Raw genomic sequence first — 18,471 nt, forward strand, 5'->3', positions numbered from 1 at the left:
CTACCCGATCATGCCCCAGGGCCCGGAGCTACCGCTCCGGGCCTTTCGCGTCCGCGCACCCCCGCGTCACCGGAGATGCGCCGCGGCGCATTTTTGGGGTGAATCCGCGCCGCAGCGGCCTTATGTCTGCGGTCCCATCCTCAGGAATCCCGTCGCCGCATGCTGGCGCAGCTCGCGATCCGCGACATCGTTCTGATCGACAGGCTCGAACTGAATTTCCGGACGGGGCTGAGTGTCCTGACCGGAGAGACGGGCGCGGGCAAATCGATCCTGCTCGACGCCTTCGCCCTGGCCCTGGGCGGCCGCGGCGATGGCCGGCTCGTGCGCCACGGCGAGCAGCAGGGCGGCGTCACCGCGGTGTTCGACCTGCCCCTGGACCATCCGGCCCGCCAGATCGCGGCCGAGGCCGAGATCGACACCGAGGGCGACCTGATCCTGCGCCGGACCCAGATGGCGGACGGCCGCACCCGCGCCTTCGTCAACGATCAGCCGGTGGGCGTGCAGGTCTTGCGGGCGATCGGCGCTGCGCTGGTGGAGATCCACGGTCAGCACGACGATCGGGCGCTGGCCGACCCGGCCTCGCACCGAGCGATCCTCGACGCCTTCGGGGGGCTGCAGAGCCAACTGGCGAAAGTCGCGACGGCGGCCAAGGCCGTGCGCACCGCCCGCACCGAGCTCGCCGAGCACCGCGCCCGCATCGAGGCGGCCCGCAAGGAGGCCGACTTTCTGCGCCACGCGGTGGAGGAACTCGCCGCCCTGGCGCCGCAGCCCGGGGAGGAGGCCCAGCTCGCCGAGCGCCGCAGCATCATGCAGCAATCGGAAAAGGTTGCCCGCGAGCTGAACGAGGCGCTGGACGCGGTCGGCGGCCCGCATTCGGGCGTGCCGCATCTCTCCGCCGCCCTGCGCAAGCTGGAGCGCCGGGCCGGCCAGCTCCCGGCGCTGATCGATCCCTGCGTCACCGCCCTCGACGCCGCGATGGTCGCCCTCGACGAGGCGCGCGCCGTGCTGGATGCGGCCGTGGCCGAGACCGAGTTCGATCCGCGTGACTTGGAGCGGGCGGAGGAGCGGCTGTTCGCGCTGCGCGCCGCATCCCGCAAATACGACGTCCCGGCCGATGATCTCGCCGCCCTGGCCGAGCGCTATGCCGGCGAGGTCGCGACCCTCGATGCCGGGGAGGCGGCCCTCGAAGGGCTCGAACAGGCCCGCGCCAAGGCCGAGGCGGCCTATGCCGAGGCGGCGGACAAGCTCAGTGCTGGGCGCCGCCGGGCGGCCAAGCAGCTCGACGCCGCCGTGAAGGCCGAGCTGCCGCCACTGAAGCTGGAGCGCGCCCGGTTCATCACCGAGATCGCCACCGACCCGGAGGCGCGCGACGCCGCCGGTATCGACCGGGTCGAGTTCTGGGCGCAGACCAATCCCGGGACCAAGCCCGGCCCGATGATGAAGGTCGCCTCCGGCGGCGAGTTGTCGCGCTTTATGCTGGCCCTGAAGGTGGTGCTCGCCGACAAGGGCTCGGCGCCGACCTTGATCTTCGACGAGATCGATACCGGCGTCGGCGGCGCGGTCGCCGACGCGATCGGCCTGCGCCTGGCCCGGCTCGCCAGCACCGTGCAGGTGGTGGCGGTGACCCACGCGCCCCAGGTGGCCGCCCGCGCGAGCACCCATTTCCTGATCGCCAAGGCCCCCGTGAAGGGGGCCGGCCGGGTCGCCACTCGGGTCGCGAGCCTCCCAGTGGCGGAGCGCCGCGAGGAGATCGCCCGCATGCTGGCCGGCGCCACCGTAACCGACGAGGCCCGGGCGGCGGCGGCCCGGCTGCTGCAAGGTGCGGATGCGTGAACGCCCATCAACCTTAACCGTTGGTTGAGCGTAACCTTTCGTTAACCATTTCTGACGACACTGATCCCATCCCGGTACCGTGGTCAGGCGTACGCGGTTGAAGGGCGGGAGGAACGCATGAAGCCGTCAATCGTCGCGTCCGAGGGGCGCCCGCATCCGGGTCGGTCCCTCAAACAGGCGATCGACACGCAGCAGCTCGGCCTGACGCTTCGCACCGTCTACGAGGGCAGCGTCGACACGCAGCCGATCACCGATACCCACGTCGAACTGCTCCTGCGCCTGCGCCAGAAGGAGCGGGAGCTGCGCCGGGTCGGCTGAAACCGCGCCCGGACCGAATCCATATTCGCTCCGGCGGATATTTCTGTCGTCGGATGCTACCAGCGCCGCGATCCGGGCTGCCGGCGGTACTCCGCCGCCCGGATCTGCGTCAGGATCCGATCGAGATTGACCAGAAGTTCGGCCTCCTCGCGGCGTGCCTGTGCGATCGCCGCGGCGTCGGTGCCGTAGCGCTGACGCGCCTGCGCCAGGGTCAGCGCGCGCTCCACGGCCTCGCGATCCGCGTGCAGGGCCTGCCAGGCCGCGTCGGGACCCTCCTCTGCGTCGGTCCCCTGGTCAGCCACGATCCGAACACCTTCCTGGCCTCGCGGGCAGCACCGCCCAGCGCCGCCTCCGGGTTTGAACGCGCGAGCGCCCCAAACCGTGCCCTCCGCCCTGCGGCGCGGTGTCATGCCGATGTCATCTGCCTGTCGTAACGCCCGACCCATCGGGCGGCCGGCGCCGGGTCTCTTGGAAGACCGGCCGCACAGCTCTGCCGCGGGCATGGGCTTGCCGGCAGTGAGGCGCAGGCTTTCGCCCGACGGCAACGGAGATACCCTTGAGACCCTTCGCTTACGCGCTCGCCGTCGGCCTCGCGACGGTTCAGCTGGCGTCCGCGGCACTCGCTGCCGACATCACAGGTGCCGGCGCCACGTTCCCATTCCCGGTCTACTCCAAGTGGGCCGAAGCCTACCGCAAGGAGACCGGTTCGGGACTGAACTACCAGTCCATCGGCTCCGGCGGCGGGATCAAGCAGATCCAGGCCAAGACCGTCGATTTCGGCGCCACCGACGCGCCGCTGAAGGGCGAGCAGCTGGCCAAGGACGGCCTCGTCCAGTTCCCCACCGTGATGGGCGGCGTCGTGCCGGTGGTGAACATCGCCGGCCTCGAGCCCGGCAAGCTGAAGCTCACCGGTGACGTGCTGGCCGACATCTACGCCGGCAAGATCTCGAAGTGGTCCGACCCGCGGATCGCGAAGCTCAACGAGGGCGTGAAGCTCCCCGACGCAACCATCACCCCGGTCTACCGGTCCGACGCCTCGGGCACGACCAACATCTTCACCACCTACCTGTCCCAGGCCTCCGAGACCTGGAAGAAGGATTACGGCGCGGCCACCACGATCTCCTGGCCGGTCGGACAGGGCGGCAAGGGCAACGAGGGCGTGACCGCCACCGTCAAGCAGGTGCCGAACGCCATCGGCTACGTCGAATCCGCCTACGCCAAGCAGAACAAGCTCGCCTACGCCCTGGTCCAGAACAAGGCCGGCAAGTATCCGCAGCCGGACGACAAGGCCTTCCAGGCCGCTGCCGCCAGCGCCGATTGGAAATCCGCTCCGGGCTTCGGTATCTCGCTGACCAATCAGCCGGGCGACGACGCGTGGCCGATCACGGCGGCGACCTTCATCCTGGTCCACAAAGATCCCGCCGATCCGGCCAAGGCCGCCGATACGCTCAAGTTCTTCGATTGGGCCTATAAGAACGGCGGCAAGCTCGCTGCCGACCTCGATTACGTGCCGCTGCCGGACAACGTCGTCGGTTTGATCCACGAAGAGTGGAAGACCGTGAAGGGTAAGGACGGTAAGCCCGTCTTCAACATCTAAGTGCATTGGGGAGGGGGTTTGCAGCCTCCTCCCTCGCATCGCGGACCGCACCGCGCTACCAAGCCCCCTTCGCAGAGAATCGCGGATGCCCGCTTTGACCGAGACGATTGCCCTCGCACGACCCCGCGCCGCCGCCGCGCGCAAAGGGCCGAGCCGGAGCCTCGACACCCTGTTCCGGGTCTGCTCCTACGGTGCGGCATTGTTCGTGCTGGTCGTGCTCGCCGGCATCCTGGGTTCGATCCTGTACGGCGGCTGGCCGGCCTTCCGCGAATTCGGCTTCGCCTTCCTGACCTCCAGCGCCTGGAATGTCGGGACCGAGCAATACGGCGCCCTGGTCGCCGTCATCGGCACCGTGGCCTCCGCCACCCTGGCGCTCCTGATCGGCGTGCCGGTCTCCCTGGGGATCGCCGTCTACCTCACGCAGCTCTGCCCGGGCTGGGCCCGCAAGCCGGTGGCGATGACCATCGAGCTGCTCGCCGCGGTGCCGAGCATCATCTACGGCATGTGGGGCCTGTTCGTGTTCGCGCCGCTCTTCGCGCGCGTCATCCAGATCCCGGTCTCGAACCTGGTCGAGGGCCTGCCGATCGTCGGCACGCTGTTCTACGCAAGGGTGCCGTCCGGCGTCGGCGTGTTCACCGCCGGCATCATCCTGGCGATCATGATCGTGCCGTTCATCGCCTCGATCGCCCGGGACATGCTCGACCAGATCCCCACCGTGCTGCGCGAGAGCGCTTACGGGATCGGCTGCACCACCTGGGAGGTGGTGCGCCACGTGCTCGTGCCGCAGGCCTCCGTGTCGATCATCGGGGCGATCATGCTCGGCCTCGGGCGGGCGCTCGGCGAGACGATGGCGGTGACCTTCGTGATCGGCAACGCCAACCGCCTCTCGGCCTCGATCTTCGATCCGAGCTCGACCATCGCGTCGCGGATCGCCAACGAGTTCAACGAGGCCGACGGGCTCCAGCTCAACGCCCTGATGGCCCTGGGCTGCATCCTGTTCGTCATCACCTTCGTGGTGCTCATCATCGCCCGGCTGCTGACGCGGCGCGTCAAGGCTGCCTGAGGAGGGCTCACGATGGACGCGTCCAATCCCATGACCCAAGCTGATGCCGCGCCCCGGCGCTCCGGGCGGGTCCGCCACAGCCGGCGGGTCGCCGACCGGGTGCTGCGCACCGCCTGCCTGGTCGCCACCGTGGTCGGCGCCGTTGTGCTCGGCTCGATCCTGCTGATGCTGATCATCCAGGGCATCCGCGGCTTCTCGCCGGACCTGTTCATGCACCCGACCCCGGGACCCGGCTCCGCGGGCGGCGGCATCGCCAACGCGATCCTGGGCAGCCTGGTGCTCACGGGGATCGGCATCAGCATCGCGACGCCGATCGGCGTGATGGCCGGCACCTACCTGGCTGAATACGGCCGGTTCTCCAAGATCGCCGGACTGATCCGCTTCCTCAACGACATCCTGCTCTCGGCGCCGTCCATCCTGATCGGCCTGTTCGTCTACACCCTGATGGTGCGGCCGATGGGGACCTATTCGGGCTGGGCCGGCGGCGTGGCGCTGGCCATCATCGCCGTGCCGGTGATCGTGCGCACCACCGAGGACATGATGCGCCTGGTGCCGAGCACCCTGCGCGAGGCCGGGGCGGCGCTCGGCGCTCCGCCGTCAAAGGTGATCGTCAGCGTCACCTGGCGGGCGGCCTCGGCCGGCATCGTCACCGGGATCATCCTGGCGCTGGCCCGCATCGCCGGCGAGACCGCGCCGCTGCTGTTCACCGCGCTCAACAACAATTCCTGGTTCTCCCCCGACCTGATGGGCGGCGTCGCGAACCTGCCGGTGATGATCTACCAGTTCGCCCTCTCGCCCTACCCGAACTGGCAGAGCCTCGCCTGGGCTGGGGCGCTCCTGATCACGGTAACGATCCTGGTGCTGTCGATCATCGCCCGCCTCGTCATCAAGCCGCAGATGTCGCGCTAGACTTTTAACTTTGCATCATTCTTCCCGAAAGCCGGGAGACACCTTTCGGGATGATGCCCTGAGACCCTTCTCGAGGACACGACGATGAACGCCGCCTCCGCGATCCCGACGGTCGATCTCACCCGCAACCACGCCGACGAGGGCGGGGCGGTCCGGATCGCCGTGAAGGGTTTGAATTTCTACTACGGCAGCTTCCACGGGCTGAAGAACGTCGACATCAACTTCCATGACCGGCAGGTCACGGCGCTGATCGGCCCGTCCGGCTGCGGCAAGTCCACCCTGCTGCGCTGCTTCAACCGGATCTACAGCCTCTATCCGGAGCAGCGGGCCGAGGGGCAGATCCTGCTCGACGGCGAGAACGTGCTGGATCCCTCCGTCGACCTGAACGAGCTGCGCTCGCGCATCGGCATGGTCTTCCAGAAGCCGACGCCGTTCCCGATGTCGATCTACGACAACGTCGCTTTCGGGCTGCGCCTCTACGAGAAGCTGCAGAAATCCGAGCTCGACGAGCGGGTGGAGCAGTCCCTGCGCAAGGCCGCCCTCTGGGACGAGGTGAAGGACAAGCTGCGCCAGGCCGGCACCGGCCTCTCGGGCGGGCAGCAGCAGCGCCTGTGCATCGCCCGCACCGTGGCCCAGCGCCCGGAGGTGATCCTGTTCGACGAGCCGACCTCGGCGCTCGACCCGATCTCCACCGGCCGCATCGAGGAGTTGATCGAGCAGTTGCGCGACGAGTTCACCATCGTGATCGTCACGCACAACATGCAGCAGGCGGCGCGGATCTCGCAGTTCACCGCCTTCATGTATCTCGGTGAATTGATCGAGTTCGGCCCCACGAACCGGATGTTCATGAATCCGGTCGAGCAACGCACACAGGATTACATCACTGGCCGGTTCGGTTAAATTTTGGTTGAAGCTTTCTCTGTAGAGCCGAATACCGCTTCGGCGTTCGTTCGTACGCCGGCTACAAGACGCGGGGCTGTGCCCGATCGCAAGATCCTCGGGCTCAGCTTCGGAACATGCTGCCTTGGTCCGGGAACATCGATGTCGTCCGGCGGTTTCTCGTCGCGTATCGAATCCGAAAAGCCGGACTTTACCTCTCCGCATCATGTTCTAGACTGTACAAGGGACTGGGTACCGAGGCACACGCCTCGGTCTCCGTGACCAAAACGGCGGGTTTCCGCCAGACCTCGCGGATCAAGGTTTGCGGGACGCCATCGAAGGATCGACCATGCCCGGCCATATCGTCAGCTCCTACGACACCGACCTGGATGACCTGCGTCGCTCGATCTCCGAGATGGGCGGCGTTGCCGAGAAGATGGCCACCGAGGCGACCGACGCCCTGGTCCGCCGGGACGACACCCTCGCCCAGGCGGTGATCCTCGCCGACAAGCGCCTCGACGCGCTCCAGCGCGAAATCGAGGAGCGGGCCGTGCTGCTCATTGCCCGGCGCCAGCCCCTGGCGATCGACCTGCGCGAGACCATCTCGGCGATCCGCGTCTCCGGCGACTTGGAGCGGATCGGGGATCTCGCCAAGAACGTCGCCAAGCGCGTCGTGGCCATCTCCGATCAGGCCCCCGCCCAGAAGATCGTGCTCGGCGTGCGCCACATGAGCGACCTCGCGGAGGCCCAGCTCAAGGACATCCTCGACGCCTATGCCAGCAGCGACGTCAAGGCGGCCTACGATGTCTGGGAACGCGACGGCGAGATCGACGCCCTGTACAATTCGCTGTTCCGCGAACTCCTGACCTACATGATGGAGGATCCGCGCAACATCTCGTTCTGCACGCATCTGCTGTTCTGTGCCAAGAACGTCGAGCGGATCGGCGACCACACCACCAACATCGCCGAGACGATCCACTACCTCGTCACCGGCGAGACCCTGGCCGGCGAGCGGCCGAAGAACGATGCGTCGAACTACGCGACGGTCGGCCCCGCCGCCACGGCCCCCTGAGGCGCGGCGCGCTGCGATCGGCGCAGTGCGCAATCCGCCTGTGGGACAGAGGCAGATTGAGGGTGCGGGCGGGTTGAGGGAGCGCGGCGACTGCCGCACCATCGCCTTGCCCAAGCTCTCTGGCGCGGGCGGGCCGTCCGGTGCCGTCTACGGAACAGGTTATCGAACGTGAGCATGCAAGTCCTGATCGTCGAGGACGAGGAGGCCCTGACCACCCTGCTGCGCTACAACCTCGAGGCCGAGGGCTTCTTGGTGGACTCGGCCTCACGCGGTGACGATGCGGAGCTGCTCCTGGCCGAGCGCACGCCCGATCTCGTCCTGCTCGACTGGATGCTGCCGGGCCTCTCGGGGATCGAACTGTGCCGCCGCATTCGCGCCCGGCGCGAGACCGAGCGGCTGCCGGTGATCATGCTCACCGCCCGGGGCGAGGAGGGCGATCGCGTCCGCGGCCTCGGCACCGGGGCCGACGATTACATCGTCAAGCCGTTCTCGGTTCCGGAACTGCTCGCCCGGGTCCGGGCGCTGCTGCGCCGGGCCAAGCCGGCCCATGTCGCGGACCGGCTGGCGGCCGGCGATATCGAGCTCGACCGCACCGGCCACCGGGTCCGCCGTGCCGGCGAGGAGCTTCATCTCGGCCCGACCGAGTTCCGCCTGCTCGAATTCCTGATGCTGGCGCCTGGCCGGGTCTTCTCCCGCGAGCAGTTGCTCGACGGGGTCTGGGGCCACGACGTCTATATCGACGAGCGCACCGTGGACGTGCATGTCGGGCGCTTGCGCAAGGCGCTCAACGCGCCGCGGCAGGCCGATCCGATTCGCACCGTGCGCGGCTCGGGCTACGCCTTCGACGAGACGTTCTCGCTGGAGGCCTAGCGCGCCGTACCGGTCAGCGGGCCAGCGCCGCGCTTTTGTTCGCAGATGCCGGCACCGTCTCTAGGGCCGACAGAACCGTCCCCTCGGTGAGGATCTGCGGCAGAACCTGGGGCTCTCCCGTTCCGGTGTAGAGCAGGTACAGCGGCACGCCGCTGCGCCCGTGCTTCTCCAGCAAGCGGGTGATCTCGGGGTTCTGGTTGGTCCAGTCGCCCTTCAGGTAGGTGACGCCCCGGTCCGTCATCGCGGTCCGCACCGCCTTGGTCGAGAGCGAGGTCGTCTCGTTGACCGCGCAGGTGATGCACCAAGCCGCAGTCATGTTCACAAAAACCGGCCGGCGCTCGTTCACCAGCGCGTCGAGGCGGGCCTGGGTGAACGGCTCGATGCCGTTGGTGACCGCCTGGGCCGGGGCACCTGCCCGGTCGCGGTCGAGGCTCAGCGTGAGGGCGGCGACGGCCAGGATGGTCACCAGCGCCAGCCCCTGGACGACCCGCCCGACCCGCGGGGTGGCGGCGCGCCCGTGCTCCCAGGCCCAGGCGGCGAAGCCCACTAGCACGAGACCGATCAGGCCGGCGAGCAGCCCCTGCGGGCCGACCTGCTGCGCCAGGACCCAGACCAGCCACGCCACCGTGGCGTAGACCGGGAAGGCCAGGACCTGCTTCAGGGTCTCCATCCAGGCACCCGGACGCGGCAGAGCCCGCAGGGCCGGTGGCCACAGGGTGAGCGCCAGAAAGGGCAGGGCGAGGCCGAGCCCGAGGCTCGCGAACACCGCGAGCGCGACACCGGCGCTCTGGGTCAGGGCAAAACCCACCGCCGAGCCCATGAACGGCGCCGTGCAGGGGGTCGCCACCAGGGTGGCGAGCACGCCCGTGAAGAACGAGCCGCTGAGCCCCGAGCGCCGGGCGAGCCCGTCCCCGATCCCGGCGAGCCGCCCGCCGAGATGAACCACGCCGGACAGGCTCAGGCCCATCGCCAGGAGTAGATAGGCGAGCCCGGCCACCACGGCGGGCGATTGCAGCTGAAAACCCCAGCCGATCGCTGCCCCGCCGCCCTTCAAGGCGAGCAGCAGGGCGGCCAGCCCGAGGAAGCTCGCTAGTACGCCGGCCGTGTAGGCGAGGCCGTGCAGCCGCACGCGGGCGGGACTCTCACCCGCGTGCCGCACGAGGCCGAGCACCTTGATCGATAGGACCGGGAAGACGCAGGGCATCAGGTTGAGAATCAGGCCGCCGAGGAAGGCGAGCCCGGCCGCGGTCGCCAGCGTCAGCGCGTCGAAGGCGGGGGCGGGCGGCGGCGTCGCCAAGGTCTCGGCCGCTACCGCCGGGGCCGGCAGCACCGGCTCGTCCCCGTACGCGAAGGCGAGGCGGTGCGTGCCGGCGTCGGTCGCCTCTTCGACGGTCAGCACGCCCGGCAGGGCGGCCGGCGCCGGCTCGGCCGGGCTGCTCCGGGCGAGCGTGAGATGCAGGCCCGATTCGTCGACCGTCATGACCTGGGCGGCGGCGTTGTCGATGGCGGTCTCAGCATAAGGGAAGAAGGACGCGCCCTTGATCGTCTCGGGCTTGAGGCCGGTGGCGGCGAAATCGAGCTGCAGCGTGTCGCCCTGGCTCGAGAGGCGCAGAGGCCAGAGCGCCGGGGCGGGCAGGGCGGCCCGGGCCCGCTCGAATAGAGCGGCCTGGCCGGCGTCAGGCCGGGGCTCGCCCACCGGCAAAGTCAGGGCGAGATCGGCGGAGCCCGGCACGCACTCGGTCTCGCAGACCAGATAGGTCAGCTTGGCCTGGATCCGCACCGGATCGGCCGGATCGAGGCTCGGCGGCGGCGTCACCGGCACGAGCAGCGTGACCTCGCCCTCGTAGCCGTAATTCATCAGCGTCGCGATCGCGATGCGCTCAGGGGCCGGCCACCGGATCGCGCCGGCGTTGAAGCCGGCCGGCAGGGTCCAGGTCACCTCCGGCGGCAGGCCGGAATCGCCCGGATTGCGCCAATAGACGTGCCAGCCCGGCTTCACCTGCATCCGCACCGCCAGCGTGAACGGCTGCGCGCCCGCCACTGCCACCGGCTCGGCCACGAGGCTCACTTGCACGAGGTCGGGCGGCGTGCGGAAGCCCTGGGCCGACGCGGCCGACTGGCTCGCGGCGAGCATCAGGAGCAGGAAGGCGAGGCGGCGGATCATGCTGTCCCTTCGCGCGCGAAGCGGTCGCGGTTTCACCCGGATGTCTTCGGGATCGGCGCGGGCTTTTCCGTGACGAGAAGACTTATAGCGCGGGGGTCCGCACCCTGTCCTCCGCCCAACACCGCAAGGCCGAGACCATGACGCCGCTGGGGTCGCTCAGCGGGGCTCGAACAGGATGAGGTAGAGAGGAACGCCCGTCGGTGATCCGCCCTCAGGTGAGCCAGCCGGTTGACCGCGGACCGGGCTGTCTAGAGCGCCGCCCGCGCGTCGGTTTGCAGGAAGGAGAGGGACGGATCGTAGTCGGCGGCGTGCCGCCGGTCCTGCAATTCGACGACCGCCCGGGCTATCGTTTGCATATGGACGTCGAACCCGCCTGTCGGCTCGCAAGATCTGATCTTCTGTTTGAGATTATTTTTATCAATTTGTTCGCATAAAATTCTTAATCGCTGATGGGATATTGAGCGATAGGCCAGGGTCCAAATAGGACTTCCTCGCACTCTTCTGCCGACCATCTCATCAGCTGCGGCAGTCAAGATCGCGTGAAACAATCCGTAGTAGGCATTCGAGAATGCACGACGCAAATCGGCTTGACGTAACGAGCCACGATCGATTTGAAGAAGAAAAGCATCTGCCTGTACGAACAGATGTTCAGGATCAATCAGCGCCAAGTTCGTCAAGCTCGCGCTGCTCGGCATACTCGACGACCACGCGCAGCGTCTCGCCGGCCTTCTGCAAGGCTTTGCGCATGGCCAAGCCGGCATCGAGCAGCTTGTCGCCGTCGAGTTGGTCGATGGCGTTGTCGGAGACGATCAACTGAACGCGACGGACATCCTCGCCGTCGGAGCCTTCCATGTCGCCGAGGTGGACAGCCTGCACCAGGGCGCTGCCGAAGGACGCGTTGGCGGCCTTCTTGGCGACTTCGGCGAGATCCGGAGAACGTCGGGGCATGAGCTACCACCCTTGATGATCCGGGTCGGCCAGCCCATGCGCGGATGACCAGACGCCGACTCGGAGGTCCGTTCACTCTGTAGCGCCACCTTCGCCCGCACAAGGCCGCGCCTGGAGCAACCGCTCGTCCCTCAATCCGCCAGCGGCGCCGTCGCGCGGTCCAGCCACGCGCGGGTTTCCGCATCGAGGTGCGGCGCGAGGGTGTCACGCACCCGGGCGTGATAGGCGTCGATCCAGGCCCGCTCCTCCGGCGCGAGCAGGTCGAAGCGGATCAGCCGCCGGTCGTAGGGGGCGAGCGTCAGGGTCTCGAAGCCGAGCATCGGGCGCTCGCCGCCGGGGATCGCGCGCGGCTCGACCAAGACGAGGTTCTCGATCCGGATGCCGTAGGCCCCGGACGCGTAGTAGCCGGGCTCGTTCGACAGGATCATGCCGGGCTCCAGGGCCACCGTCCCGGTCTTGGCGATGCGTTGCGGCCCCTCATGGACCGACAGGAAGGCGCCGACGCCGTGGCCGGTGCCGTGGTCGAAATCGAGCCCCGCCTGCCAGAGCGGCGCACGGGCGAAGGCGTCGATCTGGGCGCCGGTGGTGCCCTTCGGGAAGACCGCTCGGGCGATGGCGATGTGCCCCTTCAGCACCCGGGTGAAGCGGTCGGCCATCTCAGCGCTGGGTTCGCCGACCGCGACCGTGCGGGTGATGTCGGTGGTGCCGTCCGGGTATTGCGCGCCGGAATCGATCAGGAACAGCTCGCCCGGCCGCACCACCCGGTCGCTGGTGCGGGTGACCCGGTAATGGACAATCGCCCCGTTCGGGCCGGAGCCCGAGATCGTCGGGAACGACACGTCGCGCAGGTCGCCGCCGGCCGCGCGGACATCCTCCAGCGCCTCGACCGCGGCGATCTCGCTCAGGCCCCCCGCGGCGGCGGCACCGTCGAGCCAAGCGAGGAAGCGCACGACGCTGGCGCCATCGCGGGTATGGGCGGCGCGGGCGCCTGCGATCTCGGCGGCGTTCTTGACCGCCTTCATGGCGGTGATCGGGTCCTTGCCGATATCGGCGGTCCCACCCGCGGCCTCGATCTTCTCCTTCAGGGCGACGGCGCCCGTGGCGGAATCGACCCGGACGCGCACGCCGCTGAAGGACCCGAGCCCGTCATCGAGATCGGCCCGGGTCAGGATCTCGGCCACGGGCGTCAGGGCCGCCCGCAGCGCCGGATCGATCTGGGGTGAGGACAGGAACAGCCGGGCTCGGCCCTCGCGCGGCAGGATCGCGTAGCCGAGCGCCAGGGGGGTATGGCCGACATCCGAGCCGCGCAAATTGAACGCCCAGGCGAGGTTGTGCGGGTCCGAGGTCACCAGGGCGTCGCAGCCCCCCTCGGCTAAGGCTGCGCGGACCCGGGTGAGTTTGTCGGCAACGGTCTCGCCCGCGAAGGCTTCCGGGTGAACGACGACGGGACCTGCGGGCGGCTTCGGGCGCCCGGCCCAGACGGCATCGACGAGGTTCGGCACCGCCCGAACCGAACCGCCGGCCTTCACCGCCGCCCGCTCCAGGCGCGCGACACCGTCCGAGGTGTGCAGCCAGGGATCGTAGCCCAGCACCTGATCGCGCTTGAGATTGTCGGCGATCCAGGCTTCCGCGGTCGATTCGGCCAGCGGAACGATGGTGACCACGCCGGTATCGACCTGCTCAGGCGCCTGCAGGGTGTAGCGGCCGTCGACGATCAGGGCCGCGGACTCCATGAGGATCACCGCCGTACCGGCCGATCCGGTGAAGCCGGTGAGCCAGGCCAGCCGCTCCGCGTCGGCGGGAACGTATTCCGACTGATGCTCGTCGGCCCGAGGCACCACGAACCCGTCGAGGGCGGTCTCGCGCAGGGCGGCGCGCAAGGCCTCGATGCGCTCGGCGCCCTTGCGGTGGCTGGGATCGTCAAAAGTCTGGAATCGGTGGCGGGGCGGACTGGGCTCTGTCATGAGACAAGCCTATCGCCCGCCGGTCCCTGATCGCAACCGCATCGGATCCATCGTGAGATCCATGGACGTAGCCGTAACCTAGGGTTTAGCATCGCGGACAATCTTATCACGCCCGTTCTTTGCCCTATCTTCCCAGTCATGCCACGCCGCGTCTTCTACCGGATCAGCGACAGACCAGACGGCCTCTTCGACGCCATCACCACGATCGAGCCCGACACCGAAATCCGGCGCGACGGATTCGGATCGCTGGCGGAGGCCGAGGAATGGGTGGACGGGTTGCGGATCCTGATGGCCGCTCTGGGTGCGCCGGTGGCGCAGGAAAGCGGCTCGGCGAGCCCGGCCTCCGAAACGACACCGGAGGATGCGCTCCGGTCCGGGCAGTTGCGGACCGCGCGCTAGAAAATCCCCGCTTTCAGGCGTCCGCGATCGGCAGATCCCGGGCGCGGCCGGTCGGGACGCCGTCATAGCCCTCCAGCCAAGCAATGCGGGCGGGCGAAGCCGCCGGATAGGGACAGGCATCCTTGGGCCGGCCCCGAGCCCGCGCCTGCGCGCCCTCGGTGATCGGGTCGACGAGCGGATCGTGGTGCGACGGCTGGCTCATGCCCGGGCAATGCGCGGGCCGGACGCCGGTTCAGCGGCGGGGCCGCTTCGCCGCACCGCCGCGGGCGAGCACCAGGGCGACCCAGCCCTCGATCAGGCCGTGGCGCACGAGGTGAAAACCCTGGTGCCGATAGGTCGAGAGCACCCCCGCCACGTCGCGCTCGATCAGCCCGGACAGGACCAGCACCCCCGCGGGCGCGACCACCCGGGACAGGGTCGGGGCGAGGCGCCGGAGCGGCCGCGCCAGGATGTTGGCGAAGACGAGGTCGAAGTGCCGCGGCCTTTCCGCGAGACGGTGGCGTACCCCGGGCCCCTCGTAGAGCTTGAGGTAGGGGCCGAGACCGTTGAGCCGGGCGTTCTCCCGGGCGGTGCGCACCGCCTCGCCGTCGAGGTCGCCGGCCACAACCGGCTGCCGTAGGGCCTTGGCGGCCGCGAAGGCCAGGATCCCGGTCCCCGTACCCACGTCGAGGACATGGGCCGGGCGCCGCTGCTTCAGCTCGAAAACCAGGGCGCGCAGGCAGCCGAGGGTGGTGCCGTGATGACCGGTGCCGAAGGCCAAAGCGGCCTCGATCTCGATCGGCAGGTCGTTGCCGCGCACCGCGTCGCGGTCGTGCGCGCCGTGCACGAGGATGCGGCCGGCCCGGACCGGCTTCAGCCCCTCCAGGGAGGTGCGGACCCAGTCCTGCTGCTCGATGGTGCGGAACTCGGCGACGTCCGCCTCGTCCCCGATCACCGGGCGGATCAGGTCGCGGACATAGTCCTCGTCCGGCGCGTCGGCGAAATACGCCTCCAGCCGCCAAGTATGGCCATCCGCATCCTCGAACGCCGCGACGGCGGTCTCGGTGGGGTCGAACATCTCGCCCAGCAGATCCGTCATCGCCCGGGCCGACCGCTCGTCGGTCGTGAGGCGCAGGATGTGAGTCGGGCGGTGGGGCGGCAGACCTTCCAGCATGGTGCCCGGCTGTAGCGCCCGGGCGCGCGACATCACAGGGGCCCAGCGAAAAAATCGCATCGCGTCCGGCGGAATCGACCCCGTGCCCGGCATCCGCCTGGCTGCGAGCCGGACACGGGACCGAGTTTGCTGGTTTGTTGCCGCTCAGTCACATCTGACATTCGGCATGTTAAAAACGCCTTAAATCAGTTTCCGCATGTGAATTCTGTGATTACAACAGTCTCGGCTTCCCCAAGGCCAGACCCTCAACTCAGGCGCGCCGCTCTCTGTGATCCGGCGCGCCCGTTTTGACTGATGACAGCGCAGCCATGAACGCGTCCCTTATCGTCAGCGCCACCGTCACGCTCGCGACGGCTCTCCTGGCCGCCTTGTGGGCCAGTCTGGTCGCCACCGGCATGGCGCCGGTGCCGGAGACCGAGCCGCAGGAGCGACGCGATATTCGGACCTGGTGAGCGGATTTGGCGAGGTCGCGGCCCCGTTCCAGATTCGCAGCGGAACCCGCCCAGGAATGCGGCACGATGTCTACGCGTTAACCACAGAATCCACCGCGTGCTGCCGGAACCGGCGCCACGAACCGGCGTTTTTGCCGGCTTTCGCGACAGGCGTCATTGAGCAGGGTGCGTACAGCGTGACCAAGTCCAGGCGTTCAGGACCGCGCGGGCCCGTCATCGTCAACGACGGTGCCGTCCGTCCTCCACCGCGCGAGCGGCTTTTCGGCGGTCCGGCGCCGGACGGCCCGCTTCCCGGCCATCTCCTAGTCCTGCTGAGCCGGCTGCACCGGGCGGAAGCCGCACCGCAGCAGCGGCGGGAGACGCCGCAGAGCTGAGCGCAGCGCGGTTTTTCCAGTGCGCGGATCCTCGATGGCCTCCTGCGCCATGCTTGGCCCGCGGGATCGCCGGCCCTATGGTTCCCGCCGCACCCGACAGGATTCCGGGTCGCGACAGGGGATGCCCGAGCCGATGCGACTCACCCGACGGATCTGGACCCTGCTTGCGGTCCTGGCCCTCGTCCCGGCGGCGAGCCCGAGTCGGGCGGCCGATCCGGTCGTGGTCTTCGCCGCGGCCAGCCTGAAGAACGCCCTCGACGAGGCGACGGCGGGCTGGACCAAGGAGACCGGCAAGACCACCAGGATTTCCTATGCGGGCTCGAACGCCCTCGCCAAGCAGATCGAGGCCGGGGCACCGGCCGACCTGTTCATCTCCGCCGATCAGGCCTGGATGGATTATGCCGAGAAGGCCGGCAACCTGAAGCCAGGCTCGCGCGTCGACCTGCTGCGCAACGCCCTGGTGCTGATCGCCTCCGGCCCGAAGAACACAGGCTCGGATCCGCAGGTTGCCCTGGCGCCCGACCTCGGCACGACGCTCAGCCGGATCCTCGGCGGCGGCAAGCTCGCCATGGCCACGATCGACGCCGTCCCGGCGGGGAAATACGGCAAGGCCGCCCTGGAAAAGCTCGGCGCCTGGGAGTCCGTGAAGGGGCAGGTCGCCCAGGCCGAGAACGTCCGCGCCGCGCTGCTGCTGGTCGCCCGAGGCGAGGCGCCGTTGGGCATCGTCTACGCTACCGACGCGGCCGCCGATCCAAGTGTGCACGTGGTCGCGACCTTCCCATCCGACAGCCACCCGCCGATCGTCTATCCGGCGGCCCTGCTGAAGGATTCAGCCAATCCGGATGCCGCAGCCCTGTTGACCTATCTGCGCGGCCAGGCGGCAAAAGGCTTCTTCGAGCGCCAGGGTTTTACGGTGATCGAGAAACCCGGCGCCAGCCAGTAGCCCTGCGCCCGCGGCCGTGCTCGGCCTTCCCCCCGACGCCTGGAATGCCGTCGCCCTGAGCCTGCGGGTGGCGAGCGTGGCGACGCTCGCGAGCCTGCTGCCGGGGCTCGCCGTGGCGTGGCTGCTGGCGCGGCGCCGGTTCCCCGGCCGCGCGCTTCTCGACGGGCTGGTCCACCTGCCGCTGATCCTGCCCCCGGTGGTGACCGGCTACCTGCTGTTGCTGGCGCTCGGCCGGCGCGGCTTCCTCGGCGGCGCGTTGGCGGAGATCGGCATCGTCTTCTCTTTCCGCTGGACCGGGGCGGCGCTCGCCTGCGCGGTGATGGGGTTCCCCCTGATGGTGCGGGCGATGCGGCTGTCGATCGAGGCGGTCGATCCCAAGCTCGAACAGGCGGCCGGCACCCTCGGGGCCGGCCCGCTCGCGGTCTTCCTCACCGTCACGCTGCCGCTCAGCCTGCCGGGCTGCATCGCGGGCGCCGTGCTGGCCTTCGCCAAGGCGATGGGCGAGTTCGGGGCGACGATCACCTTCGTGTCGAACATCCCCGGCGAAACCCAGACCCTTCCCTCGGCGATCTACACGCTGACCCAGGTTCCGGGCGGGGAGGGGCCGGCCCTGCGCCTGACCCTGATTTCGGTCGCCCTGTCGGTGGCGGCCCTGCTGGTCTCCGAGTTCCTGGCGTCCCGCGCCGCGCGCCGGCTGCGAGCGGGCTGAATGGTGCGCCGACCGATCTCACGGGCTCGCCCGTCAAGCATAGGCATAGGGGCCACCCCGCTCCAATGCCGTCCGGTAGGCGGGACGGGCATGGATCCGCGTGAGCCAGGCGGTGACCCGCGGGCCGGCGCCGGTGCCGCGGGCCGCGAAGGCTTCGAGGGGAAAGCTCATCATGATGTCGGCGGCGGTGAACGCCGCGCCGCAGAGATAGGGCCGGTCCGCAAGTTCCTGCTCCCAGAACGCCGCGTGCCGGCGCAGCTCCGGATCGACGAAGTTTTGCAGCACCGTATCGGCGATCCGGCGAACCAGAGGCCGCAGCGCCCAGGGGCTCTGGGGGGCCAGGCGTGCAAAAACCAGCTTGAGCAGCAGCGGCGGCATGGCCGAGCCTTCGGCATAGTGCAGCCAATAGGTGTAGCGCGCGCGCTCGAGCGTTCCGGGCGCAGGCACCAGGGCGCCCCCGGCTCGATCGGTGAGGTAGGTGACGATAGCGCCGGTCTCGGCCACCACGATCCCGTCCTCAGTCAGGACCGGCGACTTACCCAAAGGATGGACGGCCACGAGTTCGGGCGGCGCCCGCATGGTCTGCGGATCCCGGGCGTAGCGCTTCACCGTGTAGGGCAAGCCGAGCTCTTCGAGCAGCCAGAGCACGCGCTGCGAGCGGCTGTTCTCGAGATGGTGGACGGTGATCATCGTGCGCGCTCCGTGGCGGGTGCCAACGCGCATCGCCGCCTGCTGTGCCGTCTCCGATCTTCTCGAATTGTGGCTTGCGAGGCGCGACGCGCGCTCCTCCCCCTTGCGGGGAGGAGTTGGAGGTGGGGGTGGTG

The 18,471-nt window shown here is 69.1% G+C and carries 20 protein-coding genes; 12 read left to right on the forward strand and 8 right to left on the reverse strand.

Translation table 11 applies throughout. The features are described from left to right. Positions 1-159 precede the first annotated feature (159 nt). Both recN and BM228_RS14500 read left to right on the forward strand, forming a co-directional pair. On the forward strand, positions 160-1,833 hold the full coding sequence (gene recN, locus BM228_RS14495; RefSeq protein ID WP_092041666.1) for a DNA repair protein RecN: 1,674 nt from the start codon (positions 160-162) through the stop codon (positions 1,831-1,833). 117 nt (positions 1,834-1,950) lie between these two features. Beyond that, complete coding sequence (locus BM228_RS14500) at positions 1,951-2,151, forward strand: hypothetical protein (protein ID WP_092041669.1); 201 nt, start codon at positions 1,951-1,953, stop codon at positions 2,149-2,151. A 56-nt stretch (positions 2,152-2,207) separates the two neighbouring features. On the opposite strand, the gene BM228_RS14505 is transcribed toward BM228_RS14500, so the two are convergent. Then, positions 2,208-2,453, reverse strand: a complete 246-nt coding sequence (locus BM228_RS14505; RefSeq protein ID WP_092041672.1) for a hypothetical protein — start codon at positions 2,451-2,453, stop codon at positions 2,208-2,210. 254 nt (positions 2,454-2,707) lie between these two features. On the opposite strand from BM228_RS14505, the gene pstS reads away from it, so the two are divergent. The 6 genes from pstS (at position 2,708) to phoB (ending at position 8,541) form a co-directional block, all read left to right on the forward strand. Then, positions 2,708-3,748 carry a phosphate ABC transporter substrate-binding protein PstS gene (gene pstS / locus BM228_RS14510; protein WP_092041675.1) on the forward strand — a complete coding sequence of 347 codons (1,041 nt, stop codon included), beginning with the start codon at positions 2,708-2,710 and terminating at the stop codon, positions 3,746-3,748. A gap of 85 nt (positions 3,749-3,833) precedes the next feature. Then, positions 3,834-4,811, forward strand: a complete 978-nt coding sequence (gene pstC / locus BM228_RS14515) for a phosphate ABC transporter permease subunit PstC (RefSeq protein WP_092041677.1) — start codon at positions 3,834-3,836, stop codon at positions 4,809-4,811. Between the two features lie 12 nt (positions 4,812-4,823). Continuing rightward, positions 4,824-5,720 carry a phosphate ABC transporter permease PstA gene (gene pstA, locus BM228_RS14520; RefSeq protein ID WP_092041680.1) on the forward strand — a complete coding sequence of 299 codons (897 nt, stop codon included), beginning with the start codon at positions 4,824-4,826 and terminating at the stop codon, positions 5,718-5,720. Between the two features lie 84 nt (positions 5,721-5,804). Further along, on the forward strand, positions 5,805-6,620 hold the full coding sequence (pstB, locus tag BM228_RS14525) for a phosphate ABC transporter ATP-binding protein PstB (protein ID WP_092041682.1): 816 nt from the start codon (positions 5,805-5,807) through the stop codon (positions 6,618-6,620). Positions 6,621-6,948: 328 nt separating this feature from the next. After that, the gene (gene phoU, locus BM228_RS14530) at positions 6,949-7,671 is read left to right on the forward strand and encodes a phosphate signaling complex protein PhoU (protein ID WP_092041803.1); all 723 of its coding nucleotides are present in this window, start codon (positions 6,949-6,951) and stop codon (positions 7,669-7,671) included. A gap of 174 nt (positions 7,672-7,845) precedes the next feature. Beyond that, positions 7,846-8,541, forward strand: coding sequence for a phosphate regulon transcriptional regulator PhoB (phoB, locus tag BM228_RS14535; protein WP_092041685.1), 696 nt, complete (start codon positions 7,846-7,848; stop codon positions 8,539-8,541). A gap of 13 nt (positions 8,542-8,554) precedes the next feature. Here phoB and BM228_RS14540 read toward each other — a convergent pair whose 3' ends face one another. The 4 genes from BM228_RS14540 to BM228_RS14550 all read right to left on the reverse strand — a co-directional run bounded on the left by BM228_RS14540 (position 8,555) and on the right by BM228_RS14550 (position 13,617). Next, on the reverse strand, positions 8,555-10,705 hold the full coding sequence (locus tag BM228_RS14540) for a protein-disulfide reductase DsbD family protein (RefSeq protein WP_208612037.1): 2,151 nt from the start codon (positions 10,703-10,705) through the stop codon (positions 8,555-8,557). A 248-nt stretch (positions 10,706-10,953) separates the two neighbouring features. After that, positions 10,954-11,373 carry a hypothetical protein gene (locus BM228_RS33775; RefSeq protein WP_139234094.1) on the reverse strand — a complete coding sequence of 140 codons (420 nt, stop codon included), beginning with the start codon at positions 11,371-11,373 and terminating at the stop codon, positions 10,954-10,956. Next, positions 11,360-11,653 (reverse strand): hypothetical protein, encoded by a 294-nt coding sequence (locus BM228_RS14545; RefSeq protein WP_092041687.1) that lies wholly within the window; start codon positions 11,651-11,653, stop codon positions 11,360-11,362. Before BM228_RS14545 ends, BM228_RS33775 begins: the two co-directional genes overlap by 14 nt. Positions 11,654-11,784: 131 nt before the next feature. Further along, positions 11,785-13,617, reverse strand: coding sequence for an aminopeptidase P family protein (locus BM228_RS14550; protein ID WP_092041690.1), 1,833 nt, complete (start codon positions 13,615-13,617; stop codon positions 11,785-11,787). Between the two features lie 138 nt (positions 13,618-13,755). Here BM228_RS14550 and BM228_RS14555 point away from each other — a divergent pair, with 138 nt between their 5' ends. Continuing rightward, complete coding sequence (locus BM228_RS14555) at positions 13,756-14,016, forward strand: hypothetical protein (RefSeq protein ID WP_092041693.1); 261 nt, start codon at positions 13,756-13,758, stop codon at positions 14,014-14,016. Positions 14,017-14,029: 13 nt separating this feature from the next. Here BM228_RS14555 and BM228_RS14560 read toward each other — a convergent pair whose 3' ends face one another. After that, complete coding sequence (locus BM228_RS14560; RefSeq protein WP_092041696.1) at positions 14,030-14,218, reverse strand: ribosome modulation factor; 189 nt, start codon at positions 14,216-14,218, stop codon at positions 14,030-14,032. A 30-nt stretch (positions 14,219-14,248) separates the two neighbouring features. Further along, on the reverse strand, positions 14,249-15,169 hold the full coding sequence (locus tag BM228_RS14565) for a 50S ribosomal protein L11 methyltransferase (RefSeq protein ID WP_092041808.1): 921 nt from the start codon (positions 15,167-15,169) through the stop codon (positions 14,249-14,251). Between the two features lie 308 nt (positions 15,170-15,477). Here BM228_RS14565 and BM228_RS34680 point away from each other — a divergent pair, with 308 nt between their 5' ends. The 3 genes from BM228_RS34680 to modB all read left to right on the forward strand — a co-directional run bounded on the left by BM228_RS34680 (position 15,478) and on the right by modB (position 17,647). Continuing rightward, the gene (locus BM228_RS34680) at positions 15,478-15,621 is read left to right on the forward strand and encodes a hypothetical protein (RefSeq protein WP_167367737.1); all 144 of its coding nucleotides are present in this window, start codon (positions 15,478-15,480) and stop codon (positions 15,619-15,621) included. A 507-nt stretch (positions 15,622-16,128) separates the two neighbouring features. Continuing rightward, positions 16,129-16,938, forward strand: coding sequence for a molybdate ABC transporter substrate-binding protein (gene modA / locus BM228_RS14575; protein ID WP_092041814.1), 810 nt, complete (start codon positions 16,129-16,131; stop codon positions 16,936-16,938). Between the two features lie 16 nt (positions 16,939-16,954). After that, positions 16,955-17,647, forward strand: coding sequence for a molybdate ABC transporter permease subunit (modB, locus tag BM228_RS14580; RefSeq protein WP_092041699.1), 693 nt, complete (start codon positions 16,955-16,957; stop codon positions 17,645-17,647). 33 nt (positions 17,648-17,680) lie between these two features. Here modB and BM228_RS14585 read toward each other — a convergent pair whose 3' ends face one another. Next, a complete protein-coding gene (locus tag BM228_RS14585; protein ID WP_092041701.1) occupies positions 17,681-18,337 on the reverse strand; it encodes a glutathione S-transferase in 657 nt (218 codons plus the stop codon). Between the last annotated feature and the right edge of the window lie 134 nt (positions 18,338-18,471).

The organism is Methylobacterium pseudosasicola, from assembly GCF_900114535.1.
GTDB lineage: Bacteria > Pseudomonadota > Alphaproteobacteria > Rhizobiales > Beijerinckiaceae > Methylobacterium > Methylobacterium pseudosasicola.

Excerpts from the sequence above, each read along its gene's own strand:
- BM228_RS14555 (WP_092041693.1), top strand. The coding sequence starts at position 13,756 with ATGCCACGCCGCGTCTTCTACCGGATCAGCGACAGACCAGACGGCCTC.
- BM228_RS14560 (WP_092041696.1), bottom strand. The coding sequence starts at position 14,218 with ATGAGCCAGCCGTCGCACCACGATCCGCTCGTCGACCCGATCACCGAG.
- BM228_RS14565 (WP_092041808.1), bottom strand. The coding sequence starts at position 15,169 with ATGCTGGAAGGTCTGCCGCCCCACCGCCCGACTCACATCCTGCGCCTC.
- BM228_RS14550 (WP_092041690.1), bottom strand. The coding sequence starts at position 13,617 with ATGACAGAGCCCAGTCCGCCCCGCCACCGATTCCAGACTTTTGACGAT.
- modA (WP_092041814.1), top strand. The coding sequence starts at position 16,129 with ATGCGACTCACCCGACGGATCTGGACCCTGCTTGCGGTCCTGGCCCTC.
- pstB (WP_092041682.1), top strand. The coding sequence starts at position 5,805 with ATGAACGCCGCCTCCGCGATCCCGACGGTCGATCTCACCCGCAACCAC.
- BM228_RS34680 (WP_167367737.1), top strand. The coding sequence starts at position 15,478 with ATGAACGCGTCCCTTATCGTCAGCGCCACCGTCACGCTCGCGACGGCT.
- pstA (WP_092041680.1), top strand. The coding sequence starts at position 4,824 with ATGGACGCGTCCAATCCCATGACCCAAGCTGATGCCGCGCCCCGGCGC.
- BM228_RS14540 (WP_208612037.1), bottom strand. The coding sequence starts at position 10,705 with ATGATCCGCCGCCTCGCCTTCCTGCTCCTGATGCTCGCCGCGAGCCAG.
- pstC (WP_092041677.1), top strand. The coding sequence starts at position 3,834 with ATGCCCGCTTTGACCGAGACGATTGCCCTCGCACGACCCCGCGCCGCC.
- recN (WP_092041666.1), top strand. The coding sequence starts at position 160 with ATGCTGGCGCAGCTCGCGATCCGCGACATCGTTCTGATCGACAGGCTC.
- BM228_RS14545 (WP_092041687.1), bottom strand. The coding sequence starts at position 11,653 with ATGCCCCGACGTTCTCCGGATCTCGCCGAAGTCGCCAAGAAGGCCGCC.
- phoB (WP_092041685.1), top strand. The coding sequence starts at position 7,846 with ATGCAAGTCCTGATCGTCGAGGACGAGGAGGCCCTGACCACCCTGCTG.
- phoU (WP_092041803.1), top strand. The coding sequence starts at position 6,949 with ATGCCCGGCCATATCGTCAGCTCCTACGACACCGACCTGGATGACCTG.
- BM228_RS14585 (WP_092041701.1), bottom strand. The coding sequence starts at position 18,337 with ATGATCACCGTCCACCATCTCGAGAACAGCCGCTCGCAGCGCGTGCTC.
- BM228_RS14500 (WP_092041669.1), top strand. The coding sequence starts at position 1,951 with ATGAAGCCGTCAATCGTCGCGTCCGAGGGGCGCCCGCATCCGGGTCGG.